The sequence below is a fragment of the Actinomadura terrae genome (assembly GCF_022751215.1).
Classification (GTDB): Bacteria; Actinomycetota; Actinomycetes; order Streptosporangiales; family Streptosporangiaceae; genus Spirillospora; species Spirillospora terrae.
The window spans coordinates 593,263-616,647 of record NZ_JAICDG010000002.1; the positions used below are offsets into that span (position 1 = coordinate 593,263).

The window sequence follows — 23,385 nt, forward strand, 5'->3', positions numbered from 1 at the left end:
GCCCACGCTAGGACGCGCGCCGCGGCCTCCGGCAGGGCCACTTGAAAGCTATTTCGGCGGGCCACTCGGCGGATAGGATGGCGGTCGACGTGACTGGCGCGGGCAAGGTGGATCACCACCGGGGAGCGAACACAGTCCGGACACCGCGCGCCTGGGTGGACGGGGCCCTGGCGACACAGCGCGGAGGAACACATGACGGCACAGATTCTGGACGGTAAGGCCACCGCCGCCGAGATCCGCTCGAACCTCAAGACCCGCGTGGAGGCGCTCCGCGACCGCGGTATCTCCGTCGGCCTCGGGACGGTGCTGGTCGGCGACGACCCGGGGAGCCACTCCTACGTCAACATGAAGCACCGCGACTGCGCCGAGGTCGGCATCGAGAGCATCCGCCGCGACCTCCCCGCCACCGCCACGCAGGACGAGGTGGAGCAGGCCGTCGCCGAGCTGAACGCCGACCCCGCCTGCACCGGCTACATCGTCCAGCTCCCGCTGCCCAAGGGCCTGGACGAGCAGCGCGTGCTGGAGCGCATCGACCCCCTCAAGGACGCCGACGGCCTGCACCCGGTCAGCCTCGGACGCCTCGTCCTGATGCAGCCGGGCCCGCTGCCCTGCACGCCGAAGGGCATCGTCGAACTACTGCGCCGCTTCGACGTCCCGCTGAGGGGCGCCGAGGTCACCGTCGTCGGACGCGGCATCACCGTCGGCCGCTCCCTCGGCCTGCTGCTGACCCGCCGCAGCGAGAACGCGACCGTCACGCTCTGCCACACCGCGACCCGCGACCTGGCCGCCCACACCCGCAAGGCCGACATCGTGGTCGCCGCCGCCGGCGTCCCCGGCCTGATCACGGCCGACATGGTCAAGCCCGGCGCCGCCGTCCTGGACGTGGGCGTCTCCCGCGTCGACGGCAAACTCGCCGGAGACGTCGCAGCCGACGTCAAGGACGTAGCAGGCTGGGTCGCCCCCAACCCCGGCGGCGTAGGCCCCATGACCAGGGCAATGCTCCTGGCCAACGTAGTAGAGGCGGCAGAAGCCACCGCCTGACCCCGGCCCCGCTGTCGCCCGTAGGCTCAGCTCCCGTTGACCGAACGTTGCGACCGCCAGACCTGGTTCTAAGCCCACCCCGCGCCTACGCGCGGTGTCGTCCGTAGGCTCAGGTCGCGGCGGCCGACGGGTTCCGATCGCGTCCGAGGGCAGCGGCGAGCGAAGCAAGCACTTGATCGCGATCGTCCAGCCCCAACCGCACCCCGCGCCGACGCGAGCGGTGTCGTTCGTAAGCTCAGCCGACAGCGACCGAAACGTTGCGATCGCGTCCGAAGGCAGGTTCGAGCCTGCGAGAACCTGATCGCGAAGCGAGCCGCCAGGCGAGTTCGGAGCGATGCCAGCGATCGCCGCGTTGTCCGTGGAAGGAAGGCGCTCTAGCGCCTGACGCCGAGGGCAACGCAATAAATACAACCGAACACGGTCGCCCTCTTGGGTGCGCTGCCTGTTGAGGGCGACCGTGTCGGCTTGGTTCAACTCGCTCTGCGACCGGCGGCGTGGGCCGGGCGGCCCGGTGCGGTGACGTGTCCGGAGGTGTGCCCCGGGGGGCCGGGTCTGCGCGGCTCGGCGCCCCGGACCCCGTTCGTCGCCCGGCCGTCCATGGGGCGGCCCTGCTGGGGGACGTGCACCGGGGGCAGCGGTCGGACAAGGCCCATTGCGATGACCTCGTTCGCCAGCCGGGTCCGGCGGTTGGCCCCTTCGGGGATCCGGAACTTCTGGTAGAGCCGCAGCAGATGCTGCTTGACGGCCGCCTCGGTGACCACCAGTTCGCCCGCGATGTCGCGGGCGGTGGCGGGTGCCACGAACGCCTCGTCCGAGAGGGCGGGGCGGCAGAGCGCGGTCAGCACGTCGACCTCGCGGCGGGTGAGCTCGGGAGCGACGGCACGCCGCAGCTCGACGTCCGGGTCGACCTCCTCACGGGGGATGCCCCCCATCCGGCAGCGCGCCGTGCCGAAGCTCACGACGTCGCCGTCCTCCAGGACACGGCGGGCGATGGGCCGGCCGTTGACTCGTGTTCCGTTGCGGGACAGGCCCATGTCGACCACGTACACATACGGGCCGCGTCGGACGATCTCTGCGTGCAAACGGGACACACTCGGATCGTCGAGGCGGATGTCGACTCCTCTCCCTCTCCCGACCGTCGTAACGTCGGGGCGCAGCGGCACCACCAGCCCGCTGTCCTCGATCCGCATGAACGGCCCCTCCACGGCAGTCCTCCCAGCTAGTTAGCGACCCCTGTCCGACGGGTTACCCGGGCGCGTCACCGTCACACCCTCCTACTGGTGAGTAGCACCGACGGCACAAGGCATTCAGGGCCCACGGGCACCCCGTGCGCCCCATCCGTTTCCATCGCCGGGCGGCGGTCCGGGACGCGTCCCGCGCCCGGTGAGCTCGGGAGTTGTCCACAAGCGTGCGGACGGTGTCGTGTCGCGCGCCGAATGGCATTACCGTGAAGGTTCACGAAGGGGGCGGACAGGTCATGAGCACGGAGGTGCACCGGCGCAGACGGCGGGCGCCGCGCCGCAGGGGGGCCGCGCCGCACTGGCTCGGGCGGTTGCCGTACCTGCTCGTCCTCAGCGGTGTCGCGGGCGGTCTCGCGCTGTGCGCCGTGGACCACTTCCGCAAGGGGTCGGGGCTGATGGCCGCCGCGCTGCTGCTCGGCGCGCTCGCCCGGCTGCTGCTGCCGGAGTCGCAGCTCGGGCTGCTGGCCGTCCGCAGCCGCTCGGTCGACTGCTGGACGCTCGTGATCCTCGGTGAGATGGTCGCGTTCGTGGCGTTGAGCATCCCCCCGATGGACAAGACCGGTCTGGTCCTCGCCGGGGCGTTCGGCGTTCTGATCGCCGCGGCGATGGTGGTGCGTGGCCTGCGGTTGCTGATCTCGGGACGGCGGGAGACCCCACCGGGTTGACCCCGTCCGCGCGAGGCGGGAAGCGCCAGGTCCGGGCCAGGTCTCGACCTGGTCACAGCCTCGGCTAGCCTAGCCGGGCGAACCTTACAAGGACTGCTGGCCGGTGTAGGAAAGGGACAGCAACAGCATGCCCAAGATCAAAGTAGCGGCCCCCGTCGTCGAGCTCGACGGCGACGAAATGACGCGGATCATCTGGAAATTCATCAAGGACCAGTTGATCCTGCCTTACCTGGACGTCGACCTGAAGTACTACGACCTGGGGATCGAGTACCGTGACGCCACGGACGACCAGGTCACCGTTGACGCCGCCAATGCCATCAAGCAGTACGGCGTGGGCGTCAAGTGCGCCACGATCACTCCCGACGAGGCGCGCGTCGAGGAGTTCGGCCTGAAGAAGATGTGGCGGTCCCCGAACGGGACGATCCGCAACATCCTCGGCGGTGTGATCTTCCGTGAGCCGATCGTCGCGTCCAACATCCCGCGGCTGGTCCCGGGCTGGACCAAGCCGATCATCATCGGCCGGCACGCGCACGGCGACCAGTACAAGGCCACCGACTTCGTCGTTCCCGGGCCGGGCAAGGTGACGATCACCTACACCCCCGAGGACGACTCCGAGCCGATGGAGTTCGAGATCGCGAACTTCCCCGGCGGCGGCGTCGCGATGGGCATGTACAACTACGACGACTCCATCAGGGACTTCGCCCGGACGAGCATGCGGTACGCGCTCAACCGGGAGATGCCGCTGTACATGTCGACGAAGAACACGATCCTGAAGGCCTACGACGGCCGGTTCAAGGACCTGTTCCAGGAGATCTTCGAGGCCGAGTTCAAGTCCGAGTTCGAGGCCAAGGGCCTGACCTACGAGCACCGGCTGATCGACGACATGGTCGCCGCCGCGCTCAAGTGGGAGGGCGGCTTCGTCTGGGCGGCCAAGAACTACGACGGCGACGTCCAGTCCGACACCCTCGCGCAGGGCTTCGGCTCCCTCGGCCTGATGACGTCCGTGCTGATGACGCCCGACGGCAAGACCGTCGAGGCCGAGGCCGCGCACGGCACGGTGACCCGCCACTACCGGCAGCACCAGCAGGGCAAGCCGACCTCGACCAACCCGATCGCGTCGATCTTCGCCTGGACGCGGGGCCTGGAGCACCGCGGCAAGCTGGACAACAACTCCCAGCTCATCGGCTTCGCCAAGGCCCTCGAAGCGGTCTGCGTCGAGACCGTCGAGGCCGGTCAGATGACCAAGGACCTGGCCCTGCTCGTCGGACCCGAGACCCAGTGGCTGACCACGCAGGAGTTCCTCGAGGCCCTCGACACCAACCTTCAAAAGAAGATCAACGGCTGAGAGACGCTTCAACTGTTAGTGTTCGAGTTGTGACTCCCCGCACATGTGGGGGTGGTCCCGACCTTGCCTTGCTGGTTGGGGGCGACACAGAGTGCTCCCCGTGCATGCGGGGGTGAGTGTTCGCGAAGGCCGTCCCGGGTTCGTCCTGGGGCGGCTTTCGCGCGTTTTCAGACCCGTCCGGGCACCTGGCCGTCGGCCGGGACGGGCCGCGCGATAGCCTGGCCTCGCAACTGTCTCGACGGCGAGAGATACCCGCGGCGGCGCGGCTCTCCGGCGGTCGGGTTGGAAGGATCTCGCAGGATGGCCGCCTGAGCCCCGTCAGGTTCCTCAGCAGGAGAAGAAGGTAATGACGCGCACCCCAGTCACCGTCACCGTCACCGGCGCCGCGGGCCAGATCGGCTACGCGCTGCTGTTCCGCATCGCGTCCGGCCAGTTGCTCGGCGCGGACGTCCCCGTCCGGCTGCGGCTGCTGGAGATCCCGCAGGCGGTGAAGGCCGCCGAGGGTACCGCGATGGAGCTGGACGACTGCGCGTTCCCGCTGGTGTCCGGCATCGACATCCACGACGACGCGACCAAGGCGTTCGAGGGCGCGAACGTGGCGCTGCTGGTCGGCGCCCGGCCGCGGACGAAGGGCATGGAGCGCGGCGACCTGCTGGAGGCCAACGGCGGCATCTTCAAGCCGCAGGGCGAGGCGATCAACGCGGGCGCGGCCGACGACATCAAGGTCCTGGTGGTCGGCAACCCGGCGAACACCAACGCGCTGATCGCGCGGTCGCACGCGCCGGACGTCCCGGCCGAGCGGTTCACGGCGATGACCCGCCTCGACCACAACCGCGCGCTCGCGCAGCTGTCGAAGAAGGCGGGGGTGTCGGTCGCCGAGATCCGCCGGATGACGATCTGGGGCAACCACTCCGCGACCCAGTACCCCGACGTCTTCCACGCCGAGATCGCGGGCAAGAACGCCGCCGAGACGGTCAACGACCAGGCCTGGCTGGAGAACGACTTCATCCCGACCGTCGCCAAGCGCGGCGCGGCGATCATCGAGGCGCGCGGCGCGTCGTCGGCGGCGTCGGCCGCGTCCGCGGCGATCGACCACGTGCACACGTGGGTGAACGGCACCGCCGAGGGCGACTGGACGTCGATGGCGGTCGTGTCGGACGGCTCCTACGGCGTCCCCGAGGGCCTGATCTCGTCCTTCCCCGTGACCACGAAGGACGGCGAGTGGTCGATCGTCCCGGGCCTGGAGATCGACGACTTCTCCCGGGCGCGCATCGACGCGTCGGTGAACGAGCTGTCGGAGGAGCGCGACGCCGTCCGCAAGCTGGGCCTCATCTGACCCCGGTTCTTCTTTTCGAGCCCCGGACCCGGGAGGGTTCGGGGCTCGACCGCGTCCAGCCCCCATCGGCCTTTTCGGTTGTCGTCGACCCGCGTTGACCAGCCAATTCCCTCCCGTGTCGAAAATTTCGCCGATTCGGCCCCGTTCTTTCTCGACCTCAGAGCAGTAGGCTCAAGTTCGGGTAGATCATCGTTTGCGGCCACTCCACTGTCATCGCTTATGAACACCTGATGAGAGTGGGGTATTTCAATGTCCGGTCAACAGAACGGCGGCGAGCGGGGATTCGACCAGGCACCGCCGGAGGACGGCGGCGTCCGAGGACGGCGCTACGTCATCCGCGGCGGAGCGGTGATGTCGATGGACCCGGGGGTGGGCGACTTCGAGGTCGGCGACGTCCTGGTGGAGGGCAAGAGGATCGTCGCGGTCGGCCGAAACGTCGACGCCACCGGCGCTAGTGTGATCGACGCGCGCGGCCGCATCGTCATGCCGGGGTTCGTCGACACGCACCACCATTTGTTCGAGACGGCGGAGCGCGCGTTTCTCGCCAACGCGCTGCTGCTGGACGACCGGTCTGGTTCACCGAGCGCGAATCCGAACTACGTCGACCACATTCTCGGCAAGTTCCGGCCCGGCTACCGGCCCCAGGACGTGTACATCAACGACCTTTTCGCGCGGTTGTCGCAGCTCGACGCGGGTGTCACCACCGTCCTCGACGTGTCGCAGATCCATCACACGCCGGAGCACAGCGACGCCGCGGTCCGGGCGTTCGTCGACGCCGGGGCACGGACTGCGTTCGGCTATTTCGAGGGCGTCGACGGCGCCGGATACCGGTATCCGGAGGACGCCCGCCGCATCAGGAGCCGCTGGTTCTCCTCCGACGACCAGCTGGTCAGCATGGTGATGGGCGGCGAGGTCTACCTCGGCGCGGAGGCGTACCGGGCGTCCTGGAGGCTCGCCCGCGAACTGGGAATCAGAATCGCGGCGCATTCGGTCGGCGCGTTCGGGATGCGGCCGATCTTCGACGCCCTCGCCGATGGAACCGCCGGGGTCGAGGTCGGGCCCGACAATCTCTTCTTCCACATGACCGGGATGACCGATGAGATCTGGAAGAGCTTCCGGGAGGCCGGAGCCCAGGTCTCGATCGCCTTTCCGATCGAGATGGTCATGCGAATCGGCACCCCGCCGATCCTCGAGATGCAGGAGTTCGGCATGGAGCCCTCGCTGAGCTCCGATGTCGAGACGACGATGGCCGCGGATCCGTTCACGCTGATGCGTTCGGCGATGACCATGCAGCGCATGCTCGTCAACCAGGCGGTCCTCGATCAGGGTTCCCCGGTGCCGCCGAACAACTGGCCGACGCCTGTGGAGGGCACTCCGGAGCTCCTCACCGTACGCGACGTGCTGCGGTTCGCGACCGTGAACGGCGCCGAGCACCTGGGGCTCGCCGCGAAGACGGGCACGCTGACGCCCGGCAAGGAGGCCGACATCGTCCTGCTCGACGCCACCGCGCTCAACGTGGCGCCGCTCAACAACGTGCCGGGCGCGGTCGTCACGCTGATGGACCGCTCGAACGTGGAAACCGTGATCGTCGCGGGCAAGGTCCGCAAGTGGCGGGGACGGCTGCTCGACGCGGACCTCGACCGGCTGCGGCGTGAGCTTGAGGCGTCGCGGGACCACCTCTTCGAGGCGGCGGGCGTCCGCCGGGACCTGTTCGGATAGCGCTCAGCGCAGCCCGGAGGAGGCCGACGCCGTCCGCGGGCTCGACCCCTTCCGGCGCAGCGCGCACCTGAGCCCCGGGCGTGGATGTCCCTTGTCCGCCCGGGGCTCACGCATGTGGAAAACTCAGTCAAGATGCCGGTATCGGCCGCTATGGTGTGATCCGCTCTTATCGGTGATCGTGGAGGCGGCGGGGTGGCAGAACAGGCATTCCAGGTCGATCTGCGCGGAGTGGTGGATCTGCTGAGCCGCCATCTCTACGCGAGTCCCCGGGTGTACTTGCGGGAGCTGCTCCAGAACGCGGTGGACGCGATCACCGCGCGGGGCGACGGCGACGGCCGGGTCGTGATCGAGACCGGCGGCGGGACGCTGCGGGTGCACGACGACGGGATCGGGCTGACCGAGGCCGAGGTCCACACGCTGCTGGCCACGATCGGCCGCTCGTCCAAGCGCGACGAGCTGGGGTTCGCGCGGCACGACTTCCTCGGCCAGTTCGGGATCGGGCTGCTGTCGGCGTTCCTCGTCGCGGACGAGATCGAGGTCGTCACGCGGTCGGCGCGGGGCGGCCCGGCGGTCCGCTGGACGGGCCTGTCCGGCGGAAGCTACCGGGTCGAGCCCGCCGAGCGCGACGAGCCCGGGACCACGGTGACGTTGCGTGCCCGGCAGGGGTCGGCGGAACTGCTGAGCCCGCAGGTCGTGGCCGAACTGGCGCGCTCCTACGGGTCGCTGCTGCCGGTCGAGCTGGTGGTGGACGGTGTCCGCGTCACCGGCGCGGGCCCCGCGTGGCAGGCCGCGCAGCGGGACCCGGCGAGTCGGCGCCGCGCGCTGGAGCAGTACTGCGAGGAGCTGTACGGGTTCACGCCGTTCGACGTGGTCGACCTCGACGTCCCGGAGGCGGGGCTCACCGGCGTCGCGTTCGTCCTGCCGCATCCGGTCGCGCCGACCGCGCGCGCCGCGCACCGCGTCTACCTGAAGCGGATGCTGCTGGCGGAGGGCGTGGAGGGGCTGCTGCCCGAGTGGGCGTTCTTCGCGCGCTGCGTCGTGGACGCGGGGGAGCTGCGCCCGACCGCGAGCCGCGAGGCCCTCTACGAGGACGAGCTGCTCGACTCGGTGCGGGCGGGCCTCGGCGACGCGCTGCGCCAGTGGCTGGTGCGGCTCGCCGAGACCGATCCGCCGAGGCTGCGCGGGTTCCTGCGGCTGCACCAGCTCGGCGTGAAGGCGATGGCGCTGCACGACGACGACATGCTGCGGATCGTGGACCGCTGGCTCGACTACGAGACGTCCGCCGGGCCGATGACGCTGGCGGAGTTCCGGCGGCGGCACCCCGAGGGCCGGTTCACGCCGAGCGTGGACGAGTTCCGGCGGCTGTCGGCGGTCGCGGCGGCGCAGGGCGTCGGGCTGGTCAACGGCGGCTACGTCCACGACACCGAGATCATCGAGCGGCTGCCGGACATCGACCCCGACATCCGCCTCACCCGCCTCGACACCGCCGAGCTGACCACCACGTTCGGGGTGCTCGACCCGGCCGCGGAGCTGGCGCTGCGCCCGTTCATGGCGGCGGCGCAGCGGGCGGTGGAGCGGCTCGGCTGCGAGGTCGTGCTGCGCGACTTCGACCCGGCCTCGCTGCCCACGCTGTATCTGACCAGCCGCGACGCGCAGTTCCAGGAGGAGCTGTCGCGGGCGCGGGACGAGGCGGGCGAGCTGTGGGCCGACGTGCTCGGCGCGGTCGGCGCGACGGCCGCGCCGGAGCGTCCGAGGCTCGTCCTCAACCACCGCAACCCGCTGACCAGGCGGGTGACGGCGCTCGCCGAGGACGGCCTGATCGAACTGGCCGTGCAGGGCCTCTACGGGCAGGCGCTGCTGCTCGGCCACCATCCGCTGCGGCCCGCCGACACGGCGGTGCTGAACCGATCCTTCATCGGCCTGCTGGAGTGGGCCGTCCACGCCCCGGAGGCCCCCCAATGAGCATCGACGAGGTCTACGCGTTGATGACGCGGTCCGAAGAGCTGCCCTACGGGGAGGCGCGGACCGTCCTGGTGGAGGACGCGCTGCGCCGCGCCGAGGCGGCGGACGACGACGTGCTGGCGTTCCAGGTGCGGATCCGGCTGACCAACGCCTACCGCTACGGCGGCGAGCCCGCGAAGGCGTTCGCGACGTTCAGCCGGACGCTCGCCGACCACGACCGCGACCCGTCCCGCTTCGACGAGCTGCGCGGGCTGCTGTGGCAGATGAAGGGGATCGTGAACTCGCTCACCGAGTTCCCCGAGGTCCCCCTCGACCGGACGTACGCGGTCCTGGACGACATGGAGCGGCGCTACAAGACGGCCGGATACAGCCTCCAGGCCGTCTACCACTACCGGAACCTGGTGGCGCGGCACGTCGGCGACCCCGCCGCCGAGGACTGGTACGAGCGCTGGCGGGGCGCGGCGCGCGACGACCTGTCGGACTGCGCGGGCTGCGACCCGTCCGGGATGGTGAACCACCTCGTCCGGTACGGGCGGCACGAGGAGGCGTTCGCGGTCGCCGCGCCGGTGCTGGACGCGGAGCTGACCTGCAACGAGCAGCCGCAGGGCATCCAGACCGCGATGCTGCCGGTCTACCTGCGGACGGGCCGGATCGAGGAGGCGCGCGACGCGCACCGCCGCGCCTACCGGGCGCACCGGCCGCAGCTCGCCGACCTCAGCGACATCGCCGAGCACGTGGCGTTCTGCGCGACCACCGGGAACGAGGCGCGCGCCCTGGAGATCGTCGCGCGGCACCTGGGCTGGCTCGACCGGGCGCCGAGCCCGTACGCGGAGATGCGGTTCGCGGCGGCGGCCGCGCTGGCGCTGCGCCGGATCCTGGACGCGGGGCACACCGACATGACGATCCGGCGCCTCGCGTCGGGCGACCGTCCGGCGGCCGACGTCCCGCTCCGCGACCTGCACGTGGAGCTGACCGCCCGCGCGACCGACCTCGCGGCGCGGTTCGACGCCCGCAACGGCACGTCCTGCCAGGGCGAGCAGGTGCGGGAGGTGCTGGAGGCGGAGCCGCTGGTCGACTTCCTGCCGCTGGGCGAGCACCACCGCCGCAGGCCCGCCGCGCCGCCGGTACCGGACGCCCCGCACGACGACCTCGCCGCCATCGACGATCTCGACGCGCTGCTGGACGAGGCCGAGCGCTCCCGCCGCGCGGGCGACCTGCCCCGCGCGATCGCGGCCTGGGAGCGGTTCGACGCCGTCGCGGTGGACCCCGCGCCCGGTCAGCGCGGCCGTCGCGTGAACGGACGCGCCATGGAACTGGCCGCGGACGGCGACCTCAAGGCCGCGATCGAGCACTGGCACCAGGCGATCGAGCTGTACGGCGAGGCGGGCGACGACGTCCGCCGCGCGCTGGCGCTCAGCCGCGTCGGCGCGGCGCGCATCCAGGAGGGTGACGAGGCCGGGCTGGACGACCTGGTCGCCGCCGCCGACCACCTCGCCGGGAGGCCCGGGGACGAGAGCGGCGGCCTCGAATCGGCCGCGGCGCTGATCCGGCTCGCGGGCGGCTGCCTGGAGCTCGAACGTCCCGCCGAGGCCATCGCGGCCCTGGACCGCATCGAGATCACGGCCGAGGGCGGGACGGCGGCGGAGGCGCGCGCCGAGACCGCCCTGCTGCGCGGCGGCGCGCTCGCGATGACCGGCGACCTCGACGCCGCGCTCCCCACCCTGCGCGGCGGCATCGAGACCGCCCGCACGCTGGGCGACACCGACATGCTGCCGCGCCTGACGCTGACCTACCTGCGGGCGCGGGCCCATCTGGCGCGCGTCCTGGCGGGCGAGGGGCAGGAGCCCGCGCCCCCCGGCGAGGAGGAGTTCGCGCTGCTCGGCGAGGCGCTCGAACGGCTGCCCGCCGCGTCCACGCTGGCCACGCCCCTGCACACCGAGCGCGGCCTGGCGCTGATGGAGGCGGGCCGTCCCGCCGACTCCGTCGCCGACCTCGCCGAGGCCGTCGCGGGCTGGACGGCGATGGGCGCGCACGAGCAGGCCGTCCGGCTGCGGGTGGACCTCGCCGCCGGGTACCTCGCGGCGGGCCGCCACCTGGAGGCGGCGGAGGTCGCGGAGGAGGCCCTTCCCGAACTCGGCGGCCTCGACGAGCGGCGCTGCCGCCTGATCCTCGGGCACGCGCAGAAGGAGATGCTGGAGGCGGAGGGCGCGGCGACGTTCCTGTCGCTGGCCGAGGACGCCGCGAAGGAGGAGGACCACGGCACGGCGGCGCACTTCCTCGCGGAGTCCGCCGAGATCCTCACCGCGCTCGACCGGGACGCGCTCGCCGCCGAGCGGTTCGCGCGGGCCGCCGAGGCGTCCGGCGCGGCGGGCGACCCCTACGGCCTCGTGCGGGGCCGCCGCCGCGCCGCGATGTGCCTGCTGTGGAGCGGGCAGTCGGAGGAGGCCGCCGCCGCGATCGAGTCGGCCCGCGACGCGCTGCCCGGCCTGCCCGCCGACAACGAGCCCGCCCGGATCTGGGAGACGGCGCTCGTCGCCTTCGACCAGGCCCGCATCCTCGCCCAGAGCGGCCGGCTCGCGGAGGCGGAGTCGCACGCGTCCGCCGCCGCCGACGGCTTCACGACCCTCGGCGAGACGGACGCGGCCCAGTCCGCGACCCAGCTGCTCGCCGACCTCAAATCCGCCCGTCCTGACTAAGTTCGGCCCAAGGCACTCGCCGGGCGGCTGTGTTCATGAAGTCCCGGCCCACATCCCTCGCCTGGCGGGTGTGTTCATGAAGTCCCGGCCCAAGGCACTCGCCTGGCGGCTCGTGCCTTGACCGTGCCTTTGGCGGGCGCGGAATCGCTTCGCGATCTTCGCGGTGGGGCCTCGCCTCCGGCTTCGGCCCCACCGCTCAGTTACGCGCCCGCGTGACGGCTGAGCTCGCTGGGGGCCGTGGTCAGGCGCTGCGGCGCGCGCCGGGGGACGGGGCCGCTTCGAGGAACGCGGGTGGCGGCCAGCCGCGCTTCGCGTAGGTCGCGGCGATCCCGTCGCGGACGCGGGCGGCCCGGTCGGTCGCGGTCAGGACGATCACCGAGCCGCCGAACCCGCCGCCGACCATGCGGCCGCCGCGCGCGCCCGCGCGCAGCGCGGCGTCCACGGCCGCGTCGGCCTCGGGCCAGGAGATCTCGAACTGGTCCCGCAGCGACATGTGCGAGGCGTTGAGCATCGCGCCGAGCTCGGCGACGGCCCCGGCGCGCAGCAGCCCGACCGTCGCCTCGACGCGGTGGTTCTCGGTGACCACGTGCTGGACGCGGCGCCGCAGTACCGGATCGCGCAGCGAGCCGAGGGCGCCCGCGAGGTCGGTCACGTCCCGCAGGGCGGCGACGCCGAGCTTCGCCGCCGCCTTCTCGCACTCGGCGCGGCGCTGCCCGTAGCCGCCCGTGGCCAGGTTCCGGTTCGCGCGGGTGTCGACGACCAGCAGCGTCAGCCCGGCGTCGGCCGTCGCGAACGGCACCTTCGACGACAGGCCGCTGCGGCAGTCGAGCATCAGCGCGTGACCGGCCGTGCACAGCAGCGACGCGGCCTGGTCCATCAGCCCGCAGGGCACGCCGACCTGCTCGTTCTCGGCCCGCTGCACGAGCCGGGCCAGCTCGGCGCGCTCGATCTCCACCCCGTGCAGGTCGCAGAGGGCGAGCGCGGTCGCGCACTCCAGCGCGGCCGACGACGACAGCCCGGCACCCTGCGGCAGGTCCGAGTCGATCAGCAGGGACGCGCCGCCCGTTCCGTGTTCGCGCAGGACGCGGGCCACGCCCACCGGATAGGCGGCCCAGGCCCGATCAGGCGGCCAGCCCTCCGAGTCGACCGTCCCACCGTCCACGGACGCGCGTACGATCCCGCCCCCGGCCTGCCGGGAGGCGACCTCGACCACGCCGTCGTCGCGCCGCGCGGCGGTCACCGAGACCCCCTGCGGCAGCGCGAACGGCAGCACGAACCCGTCGTTGTAGTCGGTGTGCTCCCCGATGAGGTTGACCCGCCCGGGAGCGTGCCAAACCCCCTCCGGGGAGCGCCCGAAGAGCTCAGCGAAAGCCTCGGTCATCGCGAGCGGAGGAAGGTCCACGCGTCGGCGACCATGGTCTCCAGGTCCCGCTCCACCTTCCAGCCGAGCCGCGACCTGATCTTCTCCGAGGACGCGACGAGCACGGCCGGGTCGCCGGGACGGCGCGGGGCGACCTCGACGGGGATCTCCCGTCCGGTGACCTCGCGGCAGACCTCCAGGACCTCGCGGACCGAGTTGCCGGTGCCGCTGCCCAGGTTGAAGATCTCGTGGGTGCCGGGCGCGCAGGCGTCCAGCGCCAGCAGGTGCGCGCGGCCGAGGTCGGCGACGTGGATGTAGTCGCGGACGCAGGTGCCGTCGGGGGTCGGGTAGTCCTCGCCGAACAGGCGCACCGCGTCCCGCTCGCCCTGCGCGGTCTTCAGCACGTTCGGGATCAGGTGGGTCTCGATGTCGTGCCGCTCGCCCTGCCGCCCGTAGGCGCCCGCCACGTTGAAGTAGCGCAGCGAGACCGCGCCGATGCCGTGCAGCCGCGCGTACTCGGTGAGCGTGGTGTCGATCGCCAGCTTGGACGCGCCGTAGGGGTTGGTCGGACGGGTCGGGTCGGTCTCCAGGATCGGCGTCGACTCCGGCTCCCCGTACACCGCCGCCGTCGAGGAGAACACGATGCGGGGGACGCCCGCCAACCGCATCGCCTCCAGCAGCGCCAGCGACTCGCCGAGGTTCTTGTTCCAGTACAGGCCGGGCTTCTCCACCGACTCCCCGACCAGCGACTTGGCCGCGAAGTGCAGCACGGCGTCGAACCCGGCGCCGCCGAGCACCTCCGCCGCCGTGTCCCGCAGCGTCCCGCGCACCAGCCGGGCGCCCTCGGGGACGGCGTCCTCGTGCCCGGTGGACAGGTCGTCCAGCACGACGACCTCGTGCCCGGCCTCCAGGAGCAGGGCGGAGACGACGCCGCCGATGTACCCGGCGCCTCCGGTGACGAGCAGCTTCACGAGCGACCTCCAGTGGACGGCTGAACAGACGGCGCTGAACAGACGGCTATCGAACGGCTTTCGAACTGCGGCTTGTCGAACCGCGGCGGGGGTGCCGTCCAGGCTATCCGCAACCGGGATCGGGGAAGGCTCAACCGCGGGACTGGGGCCGTCCGGGCCCCAGAGCCGACATAGGCGGTGAATATGATGTGCGGGACGCGCAGGCGCGGCGACGCTGCAGACCGTGCCGTCGACGCGCGCCCCCGCCCGCGACCCCGCGGGCGGTCGCCCCGCATGAGGCGCCGGCCCGCGAGGGGCCCGGCGGCACCTGAGAGAATCGGTCCGTGGACATGTCCGTAGCTTCCAACCCCACCGGCGGAGCCTCCTCCGAGAGCGGCTCCGCGCTTCCCCGCGTCTTCTCGGGGATCCAGCCCACCGCCGACTCCTTCCACCTCGGCAACTACCTGGGCGCGCTGCGGCAGTGGGTCGCGATGCAGGACACGCACGACGCGTTCTACTGCGTGGTCGACCTCCACGCGATCACGATCGAGCACGACCCGGCCGTGCTGCGCCGCCGGACGAAGGTCGCCGCCGCGCAGCTGCTGGCGATGGGCGTCGACCCCGACCGCGCCACCGTGTTCGTGCAGAGCCACGTCCCCGAGCACGCCGAGCTGGCGTGGGTCCTCGGCTGCCTCACCGGCTTCGGCGAGGCCGGGCGGATGACCCAGTTCAAGGACAAGTCGTCCAAGCAGGGCTCGGCGGGCACCAGCGTCGGCCTGTTCACCTACCCGGTCCTCCAGGCCGCCGACATCCTGCTCTACAGCCCCGAGCCGGGCCCGGACGCCCGCGCGCTGCGCGTCCCGGTCGGCGAGGACCAGCGCCAGCACCTGGAGCTGACCCGCACGCTCGCCGGACGCTTCAACCACCGCTTCGGCGAGACGTTCGTCGCGCCCGAGGCGTTCATCCCCAAGGACGCCGCGAAGATCACCGATCTTCAGGAGCCGACCGCGAAGATGAGCAAGTCGGCGTCCTCGCCGCAGGGCATCGTGGACGTCCTGGAGGACCCGGGCCCGATGCGCAAGAAGATCATGCGCGCGGTCACCGACACCGGCTCCGAGGTCGTCTACGACGAGGAGAAGAAGGCGGGCGTCACCAACCTGCTGCGGATCTACTCCGCGCTGGAGGGCACGTCCGTCGCCGACCTGGAGGCCCGGTACGCGGGCGCGGGCTACGGCCAGTTCAAGAAGGACCTCGCGCAGGTCGTCCTCGACACCTTCACACCGATCAGGGAGCGCACGCACCAGCTCCTGGACGACGAGGAGCGGCTCGAACGGCTCCTCGCGCACGGCGCGGACCGCGCCTCGGCGGTCGCCGCGCGCACGATGGAGATCGTCCGTGACCGGGTGGGATTCGTGGGACGTGGTCGCTGAGCGGGCGGACGCGGGAGGCCGCGGGACGGGCCGGCGCCCGCCCGGCGTCCGCGTGATCGGGGTGGCGATTCCGATCCCGGACCCCCACGGCGCGCTGCTCCAGCGCAAGCGCGCCTCGTTCGGCGATCCGCTCGCGGGCGCGATCCCGACCCACATCACCCTGCTGCCGCCGACCGAGGTGGACGCGGCGGCGCTCGCGGCCGTCGAGGCGCACCTGCGGCAGGTCGCGCGCACCGAGCACCCGTTCCGCATCCGGTTGCGTGGCAGCGGAACGTTCCGTCCCGTCTCACCGGTCGTGTTCGTGGCACTGGCCGAGGGGATCGGCGGCTGTGAGCGGCTTCAGGCGCGTGTTCTGTCGGGGCCGCTCAGCCGTCCGCTCGACTACCCGTACCACCCGCACGTGACGATCGCCCACCACCTCCCCGACGACGTCATGGACCAAGCTTTCAAGGACCTCGCCGGATACGCCGCCGACTTCGACGTCTGGGGCTTCTCCCTGTACGTGCACGGCGCCGACGGCGTGTGGCGCCCGCAGCACGACTACGAGTTCGGCGCGCAGGCACCCCCGGACGCCGCGTCCTGAGCTCGGACGACCCTGCTCCGGGCAACGGAATGTTCAACCCGTGATTACCCTGCGCTGCATCGGTCGGTCGGATGTGGGTAGGTTGCGTCCATGCGCCAGGTGATCACCAAGGTCAGGCAAGGGACGGAGACCTGGTTCCAGGCACGCCTGAGCGCGGGACGCGAACTGCTGCGCCGCTGGCGCGCGCGCTCGAAGTGGTTCGACCACATGGGCCGCGCGTTCGAGCGCTACACCGACCGGCGCGGGGAGCGGCTCGCGGCCGTCCTCACCTACCACGCGTTCCTGTCCTTCTTCCCGCTGCTCGCGCTCGCGTACTCGCTGCTCGGCTACCTCGTCGGCGTCAGCACGCAGGCGCGGGACTACTTCGTGAAGGCGGTCAACTCGCTGCTGCCCGGCCTGTCCGACGAGCTCCAGGTGGAGCAGATCGCCCAGTCCAAGACGGCCGTCGGCCTCGTCGGCCTGGCCGCGCTGCTGTTCACCGGCCTCGGCTGGGTCGACGTGCTGCGCGAGTCCCTGCGCGACATCTGGGACAACAAGCCGACCGGCGGCGGCAACTTCGCCACCAAGCGGCTGTGGGACCTCGCCGTCCTGGTGTTCCTCGGCGTGACGCTGATCTGCGGCATCGCGGTCTCGACCGTCACCACCTCGGCGACGCACACCGTCCTGTCGTGGGTCGGGTTGCAGGACGTCACCGGCGCCGGGACGAGCCTGCGGCTGCTGTCGCTGGTCGTCGCGATGGCCTTCGACACCGTGATCTTCCTGGTGCTGTTCACCCGGCTCTCGGGCACCCGCGCGCCCTGGCGGCGGATCGCCCGCGGGGCCCTGTTCGGCGCGGTCGGCTTCGAGCTGCTCAAGCAGCTGGCGACGCTGCTGATCGGCCGCACGACGCAGAACCCCGTCTACGCCTCGTTCGCCGTCCTGGTCGGGCTGATGATCTGGATGAACGTCGTGTCGCGGTTCGTGCTGTTCGTCGCCGCCTGGACGGCCACGCGCCGCGTCGTGCTGAGCGCCGACGAGGGCAACCCGGAGCGCACCGACCCTGGCGCCGCCGAGCCCCGGGAGAAGGCCGCCGAACCCCGGGAGAAGATCGACCCGATCCAGAACCGCCCGGCGACCGCCCGCTGAGCCCCGCGGCGGAGGCTACGGGTTCGGGTCCTCGAAGGACGGCTCGCCGGACGCTCCCGACGCGCCCGTCCGCGCGGCGGGCGGCGGCCCGTACCGGTACCGCCGACGCCGCCGCAGCACCGCCGTCAGCACCCCGATCGCGAGCGTGGCGCCGACCGCTCCGCCGCCCACGAGCAGCCACATCCGGGTCGAGTTGTCCGAGGCCAGCGGGGCGTCGGGCAGCAGGCCCCCCGAGTCGTCCTTGCCGGGGGCGGGCGCGTCGCCGGGCGGCACCAGCGTGCCCACCGGCTTGGTCTTCCCGCGCGCCGCGAACCCCCAGTCCAGCAGCTTGACCGCGTACGGCGAGGGCGGCTGGTCGGCCCGCATCAGCGAAATGATGATCGTGTGCCCGCCGCGCCGGGCGGCGGCCACGTAGGTCTGCCTGGCCGCGACCGTGTAGCCGTTCTTGCCGCCCAGCAGGCCGTCGTATCCGTACCGCTCGCCCGGCAGCAGCTTGTTGTGCGTGTGGATCGGGTACCCGCCGACCTTCTTGCCCTTCTTGCGCTCGTTCTTGGTGGGCGGCGCGGGGAACTGGAAGTCGATCGCCTGGACGTAGCGCCGGTAGTCGGCGCTCTTCAGCCCCTCGCGCAGGATCAGCGCCAGGTCGTAGGCGGAGGTGTGCTGGGTCCGCACGTCCAGCCCGAGGTCCTTGTCGAGGCCGTTCGGCGACCCGGCGAGCGTGTCGCGGGCGTTGATCCGCTTCGCCTCGCCGTTCATGTCGGCGATGGTCTTCTTCAGCCCGCCGTCGGCCTCGGCGAGCGTCACCGCCGCGTCGTTGGCGGACATCATCATCAGCGCGTGGAACAGGTCCGACACCTTGTACGCCATCTTCGGCGTCATCCCGACCTTGGTGCCCTCCACGTCGCACGCCTTCTGCGAGGGCCGGACGAGCCGGTCGGGGTCCAGGCGCGGGACGAGCGTCAGCGCGGTCAGCGTCTTCAGCGTGCTCGCCGGCAGGTACTGGCCGTGCGGGTCCTTGGCCGCGAGCACCTCGCCGGTGTCGCCGTCCGCGATCAGGTAGGAGGACGCCTTGATCCGCGGCAGCGCCGGGACGCCCGCGAGCTGGTTCACGACGACGCCGCGTCCCGCGAGCTGCGGCCCTCCCACCGGGTCCGCCGGGGGCGCCGCGAGCGCGGGCGGCGCGGTGAGGGTTGCCGCCAGGAGCGGCACGGCGATCACCGTCACGGCGCGGCGCGTACCGGCCCGCGACGCCTGTAGGTCTGGTAGCAAGCTCCCGCCGCTCCTAGCTTCCGCAGCTCCGCGGCTGCCCCCAACGCCCATGACTCCCCCGAAGACTAGGCGACGCATCCGGAGGAGGGGTACCCGGACCGGAAGACACCATCCTCGGACGATTCGGAACTCACCGAACGTAGGGGACACCCGTCATCCGTTACAGTCTGTCATGCACGGTATTTTGGGACGGGCTGACTAGTTCGATCTAGTGGTGTCGCGGACGAGTTCGATGACCGAAAAGTGTGGCCAGGTCTTGTTCGCCGCCCGCCCGTACGAGTCAATTGGTCCACAAAGGGCATGGAGACCCGGCGAGGCGGCGGGCGCGGGCGCCATCATGGAACGAACACGTGACCTGGACCGGCGTTTGTCCAGGCTTAGGGACCCGCTGGCTGAATTGCGCCACGTGCCACGCAACGACCTGCAAGGATTGTGGACGGAGGTTGGCCGTGGCCATTGACTTCAACGCATCGAACGGGGCGACGCTCGGAGTCGAGTGGGAGCTCCAGCTGGTCGATGCGGAGACCAGGCACCTGCGGCAGGACGCCCGCGAGGTGCTCGCCGCCCTGCCCGTCCTCGGCGAGATCGCCGGGCTCCCGAAGATCCGGCACGAGCTGATGGAATCGACCGTCGAGATCGTCACCGACGTCTGCCACACCGTGGGGGAGGCCAAGAACGACCTCGCGGGCACGCTGGCGGCCCTGCGCGGCGCCGCCGCCGAACGCGACCTGACGCTCGCCTGCACGGGCACCCACCCGATCAGCGACTGGCGGGACGCGGTGATGGCGCCGATGGGCCGCTACGCCCAGCTCATCGAGGAGATGCAGTGGCTCGCCCGCCGCATCCAGACGTTCGGCGTGCACGTCCACGTGGGCGTCTCCGACGGCGCCAAGGCGATCCCGATCGTGAACGCGCTGTCGGCCTACCTGCCGCACTTCCTGGCGCTGACCGCCTCCAGCCCGTTCTGGAGCGGCAGCGACACCGGACTGGCCTCGTGCCGCGCCGTCGTCTTCGGTCAGCTTCCGACTGCCGGACCACCCCACTTGCTGGACGACTGGGCCGCGTTCGAGGATTACATGGACACGCTGCTGAGGGCGGGAACGATCCGCAGCATCAAGGAGGTCTGGTGGGACATCCGTCCACATCCGGACTTCGGCACCGTCGAGATCCGCATGTTCGACGGTATCCCCACGATGCGCGAGGTGGGCATGGCCGCGGCGCTGTGCCAGAGCCTGGTCACGCTCTTCGACCAGCAGCTCGACCGGGGTTACACGCTGCCCCGGCCCGCCGCCTGGGTGGTCCGCGACAACAAGTGGAGGGCGACCAGATACGGACTCGACGCCATCGTCATCACCGATGACACTGGGGGTACCGCACCACTCCGCGACGACATCTACGAGCTGATCCGCGAACTGGAGCCGGTGGCCGACCGCCTCGGCTGCGCGGAGGAGCTCAAGGTGGCGGGGGAAGTGCTCGAACACGGGGCGCCGTACGAACGGCAGCGCGCGATCCGCGCCGAGGGCGGCACGTTGGAGCACATCGTCGACGCGGCGATCATCGAGCTCGCGGAGGACAGGTTCGTCACACTGGGGGAGGTCGCACATGCCGGGACCTGAGGAACCGGCCGGCGCAGGAGAGAAACCAGGGGGCGCCCGGCCCCGGCGACCCGGCCCCCGGCCGGGAGATCGGGCCGTTCCGGGGGGTCGTCCCCCCGCGGAGGGCCGGTCCGGGCCCGACGCCGGCTCCGGGGGCGGGGCCGACAACGGCTCGGACACCGGATCGGACGCGCAGTCCGGCGCGGGAACCGGTGCACCACGGGCGGACGACCCGGCTCCGCGCACGAACAAACCGGTCCCGCACGCGAACAAGAACGTGGGCGCCGGTGAATACCAGTACGAAAACGAAGGCGAGAACAGCACCACCGACCAGACCACCGGGCGGACGCCTCTCGGCTCCGCCCTCGCGCAGGGGGCGCACATGACACATCCGGGACACGGGGTGATGCCCGGTCTTGAACCTCCCACCGCCCCGGGCCCCGAGGGCTCGCAGGACGACGACGCCGGGATACCCGCCGTGTCCGGCGCCCCAGGGGCGCCGGCCGGGGCGGGCGGCGCCGCGTCCGTCCTCGGCGGCGCGGCGCTGCAACCGCAGCTCGACGCGTTCCTCACCGGTCACGAGGACGCGCTGATCTCCTTCCGCCGCGACCTGCACGCCCACCCCGAGCTGGGCTACGCCGAGCACCGCACGACCCGGCGGATCGCCGAGCGGCTGCGCGCCGCCGGGCTCGAACCGCGAATCCTCCCGCGCGGCACCGGCCTGTTCTGCGACATCGGCCCCGCCGACGGCACGACCGTCGCGCTGCGCGCCGACATCGACGCCCTCCCCCTCCACGACGAGAAGGAGCACGCTCCCTACCGCTCCACGGTCCCCGGCATCGCCCACGCGTGCGGCCACGACGCCCACACCACGATGGTGCTGGGCGCGGGCCTGTTCCTCGCGCAGCAGGCGGAGGCGGGGCTGCTGCCCGGCCGGGTCCGGCTGCTGTTCCAGCCCGCCGAGGAGACGCCGGGCGGGGCGCTGGACGTGATGGCGGCCGGCGGCATCGCGGGCGTCGACCGCGCGTTCGCGCTGCACTGCGACCCGCGCATCGAGGTCGGCCAGCTCGGCCTGCGCACCGGGCCGATCACCGCCGCGTGCGACAAGGTGTATGTGAAGGTCACCGGGCCCGGCGGGCACACCGCCCGGCCGCACCTGACCGCCGACCTCGTGTACGCGCTCGCCAAGATCGTCACTGAGCTCCCGTCGGCGCTGTCGCGGCGGGTCGACCCGCGCTCCAGCCTGTCGCTGGTGTGGGGGCGGATCTCGGCCGGGTCGGTCGCGAACGCGATCCCCGACGACGGGATCGCCGAGGGCACCGTCCGCTGCCTGGACGACGACGCCTGGCACCGCGCGCCGGAGATGATGAAGGCGCTGCTCCAGTCGGTCGCCGCCGCCTACGACGTGGAGGCGTCGCTGGAGTACGTCCGGGGCGTCCCGCCGACGGTGAACGAGGCGACCAGTGTGCAGATGTTCCGCGACGCCGCCGCGCAGGTGCTCGACGAGGACGGCGTCGTGCCGACCCCGCAGAGCCTCGGCGGCGAGGATTTCGGCTGGTACCTGGAGTCGATCCCCGGGGCGCTGGCGCGGCTCGGCGTCCGCACGCCCGGCTCGCCCGGCGAGTACGACCTGCACCGCGGCGACTTCGACATCGACGAGCGCTGCCTGGCCGTCGGCGTCCGGGTGCTGGCCGCGACCGCGCTGACCGCGTTGTGGGAGGCCGGACGCCCCGGCGACGCCGAACCGATCGAGGGCGCGGCCCTGGCCTAGCCGTCCCGCCGCACCGCGCGGCGACCCACCCCCGGGACGACCGCCGTCCCGGGGGCTTCTGACCTGTGGCGATATGCCTACGCGTTGGTAACGGACCTGTTGCGAAACGGTGCACACAGGGAGCAATCAGCCAACGGCCAGGTAGCGTCCGATCGATTTCGGTCGCCGGACCGGCCGACCGTGGGTGGGGAACGGAAGGAGCGCTACCGTGCGCCGTGGTTTGAAGCGCCGTGGTTTGAAGATCTCGCTCGCCACCGTGACGGCCGCGGCGCTGTCTCTCGGCGCCGCCGGATGCGGCGGCAAGAAGGCCGGGGAGAGCAACGACGGCGACGGCAAGAAGACGCTCAAGATCGGGCTCGCGTTCGACATCGGCGGCCGCGGCGACCAGTCGTTCAACGACTCGGCGGCGGCCGGCCTGGACAGGGCCAAGAAGGACCTGAACGTCACCACCGAGGAGATCTCCGCCAAGCCCGACGAGCCCGACGCCGACAAGGAGTCGCGGCTGCGGCTGCTCGCCAACAAGGGCTACAACCCGGTCATCGGCGTCGGCTTCTCCTACACCTCGTCGCTGATCAAGGTCGCGAAGGACTTCCCGAAGACGAAGTTCCTCGTCGTGGACGCCGACCAGTGCAAGGTGTCCGGCGCGAACGTCAAGGGCGCCTGCTTCTCCGAGGAGCAGGGATCGTTCCTCGTCGGCGCCGCCGCCGCGCTGAAGTCCAAGACGGGCACGATCGGGTTCATCGGCGGCGTGAACGTGCCGCTGATCAACAAGTTCGAGGCCGGGTACACCGCGGGCGCCAAGAAGGCCAGGCCGGGGATCAAGGTGCTGCCCGCCAAGTACCTGACCCAGCCGCCGAACTTCGACGGGTTCAAGAACCCGGCGCTCGGCAACGAGGCCGCCAAGGGCCAGCTCGACGCGAACGCCGACGTGATCTACCACGCGGCGGGCGGCGCGGGCATCGGCGTGATCAAGACCGTCGCGGCGGCGAAGAAGTGGGCGATCGGCGTCGACTCCGACCAGTACAACCTGCCCGCCGTGGCCGGGGCGAAGGAGTTCATCCTCACCTCCATGGTCAAGCACGTGGACCTCGCCGTGTTCGACTTCGTCGAGAGCGTCGCCAAGAACACCTTCCAGCCCGGGACGAAGACCTACGACCTCAGCAACGACGGCGTGGGCTACGCGACGTCCGGCGGCAAGGTCGACGACATCAAGGCCAAGCTGGACGCGCTGAAGGCCGACATCGTCGCCCGCAAGATCACCGTCCCGACGAAGCCGTAGCGATCGGCCCGGGCCCGC

The 23,385-nt window shown here is 71.7% G+C and carries 17 protein-coding genes and 1 riboswitch; of the genes, 13 read left to right on the plus strand and 4 right to left on the minus strand.

Annotated features, from left to right (window positions below; translation table 11 throughout):
* Nucleotides 1-79: 79 nt before the first annotated feature.
* Nucleotides 80-164, plus strand: a riboswitch (ZMP/ZTP riboswitch).
* 28 nt (nt 165-192) lie between these two features.
* A complete protein-coding gene (locus tag K2F47_RS12945; protein ID WP_242903091.1) occupies nt 193-1,041 on the plus strand; it encodes a bifunctional methylenetetrahydrofolate dehydrogenase/methenyltetrahydrofolate cyclohydrolase in 849 nt (282 codons plus the stop codon).
* Nucleotides 1,042-1,511: 470 nt separating this feature from the next.
* On the opposite strand, the gene K2F47_RS12950 is transcribed toward K2F47_RS12945, so the two are convergent.
* On the minus strand, nt 1,512-2,246 hold the full coding sequence (locus K2F47_RS12950; protein WP_242903092.1) for an FHA domain-containing protein: 735 nt from the start codon (nt 2,244-2,246) through the stop codon (nt 1,512-1,514).
* A gap of 272 nt (nt 2,247-2,518) precedes the next feature.
* On the opposite strand from K2F47_RS12950, the gene K2F47_RS12955 reads away from it, so the two are divergent.
* From K2F47_RS12955 to K2F47_RS12980, 6 genes are all read left to right on the plus strand, one after another.
* On the plus strand, nt 2,519-2,947 hold the full coding sequence (locus K2F47_RS12955) for a DUF3017 domain-containing protein (protein WP_242903093.1): 429 nt from the start codon (nt 2,519-2,521) through the stop codon (nt 2,945-2,947).
* Between the two features lie 127 nt (nt 2,948-3,074).
* Nucleotides 3,075-4,292, plus strand: a complete 1,218-nt coding sequence (locus tag K2F47_RS12960) for an NADP-dependent isocitrate dehydrogenase (protein ID WP_242903094.1) — start codon at nt 3,075-3,077, stop codon at nt 4,290-4,292.
* A gap of 346 nt (nt 4,293-4,638) precedes the next feature.
* Complete coding sequence (locus K2F47_RS12965) at nt 4,639-5,628, plus strand: malate dehydrogenase (protein WP_242903095.1); 990 nt, start codon at nt 4,639-4,641, stop codon at nt 5,626-5,628.
* A 249-nt stretch (nt 5,629-5,877) separates the two neighbouring features.
* Entirely contained in the window at nt 5,878-7,347 is a 1,470-nt protein-coding gene (locus K2F47_RS12970; RefSeq protein ID WP_242903096.1) for an amidohydrolase family protein, read from the plus strand.
* A 192-nt stretch (nt 7,348-7,539) separates the two neighbouring features.
* Entirely contained in the window at nt 7,540-9,309 is a 1,770-nt protein-coding gene (locus K2F47_RS12975; RefSeq protein WP_242903097.1) for an HSP90 family protein, read from the plus strand.
* Nucleotides 9,306-12,005, plus strand: coding sequence for a hypothetical protein (locus K2F47_RS12980; RefSeq protein ID WP_242903098.1), 2,700 nt, complete (start codon nt 9,306-9,308; stop codon nt 12,003-12,005). The genes K2F47_RS12975 and K2F47_RS12980 overlap by 4 nt, the downstream gene beginning before the upstream one ends.
* A 241-nt stretch (nt 12,006-12,246) precedes the next feature.
* Here K2F47_RS12980 and galK read toward each other — a convergent pair whose 3' ends face one another.
* Together galK and galE are read right to left on the minus strand one after the other, a co-directional pair.
* A complete protein-coding gene (gene galK / locus K2F47_RS12985) occupies nt 12,247-13,386 on the minus strand; it encodes a galactokinase (RefSeq protein ID WP_242905946.1) in 1,140 nt (379 codons plus the stop codon).
* Nucleotides 13,383-14,336: a UDP-glucose 4-epimerase GalE gene (gene galE / locus K2F47_RS12990; protein ID WP_242903099.1), complete on the minus strand. Its 954-nt coding sequence runs from the start codon at nt 14,334-14,336 to the stop codon at nt 13,383-13,385. The genes galK and galE overlap by 4 nt, the downstream gene beginning before the upstream one ends.
* Before the next feature lie 329 nt (nt 14,337-14,665).
* Here galE and trpS point away from each other — a divergent pair, with 329 nt between their 5' ends.
* The 3 genes from trpS to K2F47_RS13005 all read left to right on the plus strand — a co-directional run bounded on the left by trpS (nt 14,666) and on the right by K2F47_RS13005 (nt 17,453).
* Nucleotides 14,666-15,745, plus strand: coding sequence for a tryptophan--tRNA ligase (trpS, locus tag K2F47_RS12995; protein WP_242905948.1), 1,080 nt, complete (start codon nt 14,666-14,668; stop codon nt 15,743-15,745).
* Nucleotides 15,711-16,328 carry a 2'-5' RNA ligase family protein gene (locus K2F47_RS13000; RefSeq protein ID WP_242903100.1) on the plus strand — a complete coding sequence of 206 codons (618 nt, stop codon included), beginning with the start codon at nt 15,711-15,713 and terminating at the stop codon, nt 16,326-16,328. Before trpS ends, K2F47_RS13000 begins: the two co-directional genes overlap by 35 nt.
* A gap of 90 nt (nt 16,329-16,418) precedes the next feature.
* Complete coding sequence (locus K2F47_RS13005; protein WP_242903101.1) at nt 16,419-17,453, plus strand: YihY/virulence factor BrkB family protein; 1,035 nt, start codon at nt 16,419-16,421, stop codon at nt 17,451-17,453.
* Nucleotides 17,454-17,468: 15 nt separating this feature from the next.
* Here the strand turns inward: K2F47_RS13005 and K2F47_RS13010 are convergent, their stop codons facing one another.
* Nucleotides 17,469-18,677, minus strand: coding sequence for a D-alanyl-D-alanine carboxypeptidase family protein (locus tag K2F47_RS13010; RefSeq protein ID WP_242903102.1), 1,209 nt, complete (start codon nt 18,675-18,677; stop codon nt 17,469-17,471).
* Between the two features lie 494 nt (nt 18,678-19,171).
* Here K2F47_RS13010 and K2F47_RS13015 point away from each other — a divergent pair, with 494 nt between their 5' ends.
* The 3 genes from K2F47_RS13015 to K2F47_RS13025 all read left to right on the plus strand — a co-directional run bounded on the left by K2F47_RS13015 (nt 19,172) and on the right by K2F47_RS13025 (nt 23,367).
* Nucleotides 19,172-20,338, plus strand: a complete 1,167-nt coding sequence (locus K2F47_RS13015; protein WP_242903103.1) for a glutamate--cysteine ligase — start codon at nt 19,172-19,174, stop codon at nt 20,336-20,338.
* 361 nt (nt 20,339-20,699) lie between these two features.
* Nucleotides 20,700-22,088, plus strand: coding sequence for an amidohydrolase (locus K2F47_RS13020; protein ID WP_242903104.1), 1,389 nt, complete (start codon nt 20,700-20,702; stop codon nt 22,086-22,088).
* Between the two features lie 208 nt (nt 22,089-22,296).
* Complete coding sequence (locus tag K2F47_RS13025) at nt 22,297-23,367, plus strand: BMP family lipoprotein (protein ID WP_242903105.1); 1,071 nt, start codon at nt 22,297-22,299, stop codon at nt 23,365-23,367.
* The last annotated feature ends 18 nt before the right edge of the window (nt 23,368-23,385 follow it).

What these genes read in the sequence shown, in the direction of transcription:
- K2F47_RS12980 (WP_242903098.1), top strand. Translation starts at nt 9,306, where the DNA reads ATGAGCATCGACGAGGTCTACGCGTTGATGACGCGGTCCGAAGAGCTG.
- K2F47_RS12945 (WP_242903091.1), top strand. Translation starts at nt 193, where the DNA reads ATGACGGCACAGATTCTGGACGGTAAGGCCACCGCCGCCGAGATCCGC.
- K2F47_RS13005 (WP_242903101.1), top strand. Translation starts at nt 16,419, where the DNA reads ATGCGCCAGGTGATCACCAAGGTCAGGCAAGGGACGGAGACCTGGTTC.
- trpS (WP_242905948.1), top strand. Translation starts at nt 14,666, where the DNA reads ATGTCCGTAGCTTCCAACCCCACCGGCGGAGCCTCCTCCGAGAGCGGC.
- K2F47_RS12970 (WP_242903096.1), top strand. Translation starts at nt 5,878, where the DNA reads ATGTCCGGTCAACAGAACGGCGGCGAGCGGGGATTCGACCAGGCACCG.
- galK (WP_242905946.1), bottom strand. Translation starts at nt 13,386, where the DNA reads ATGACCGAGGCTTTCGCTGAGCTCTTCGGGCGCTCCCCGGAGGGGGTT.
- K2F47_RS12960 (WP_242903094.1), top strand. Translation starts at nt 3,075, where the DNA reads ATGCCCAAGATCAAAGTAGCGGCCCCCGTCGTCGAGCTCGACGGCGAC.
- K2F47_RS12965 (WP_242903095.1), top strand. Translation starts at nt 4,639, where the DNA reads ATGACGCGCACCCCAGTCACCGTCACCGTCACCGGCGCCGCGGGCCAG.
- K2F47_RS13020 (WP_242903104.1), top strand. Translation starts at nt 20,700, where the DNA reads ATGACACATCCGGGACACGGGGTGATGCCCGGTCTTGAACCTCCCACC.
- K2F47_RS12955 (WP_242903093.1), top strand. Translation starts at nt 2,519, where the DNA reads ATGAGCACGGAGGTGCACCGGCGCAGACGGCGGGCGCCGCGCCGCAGG.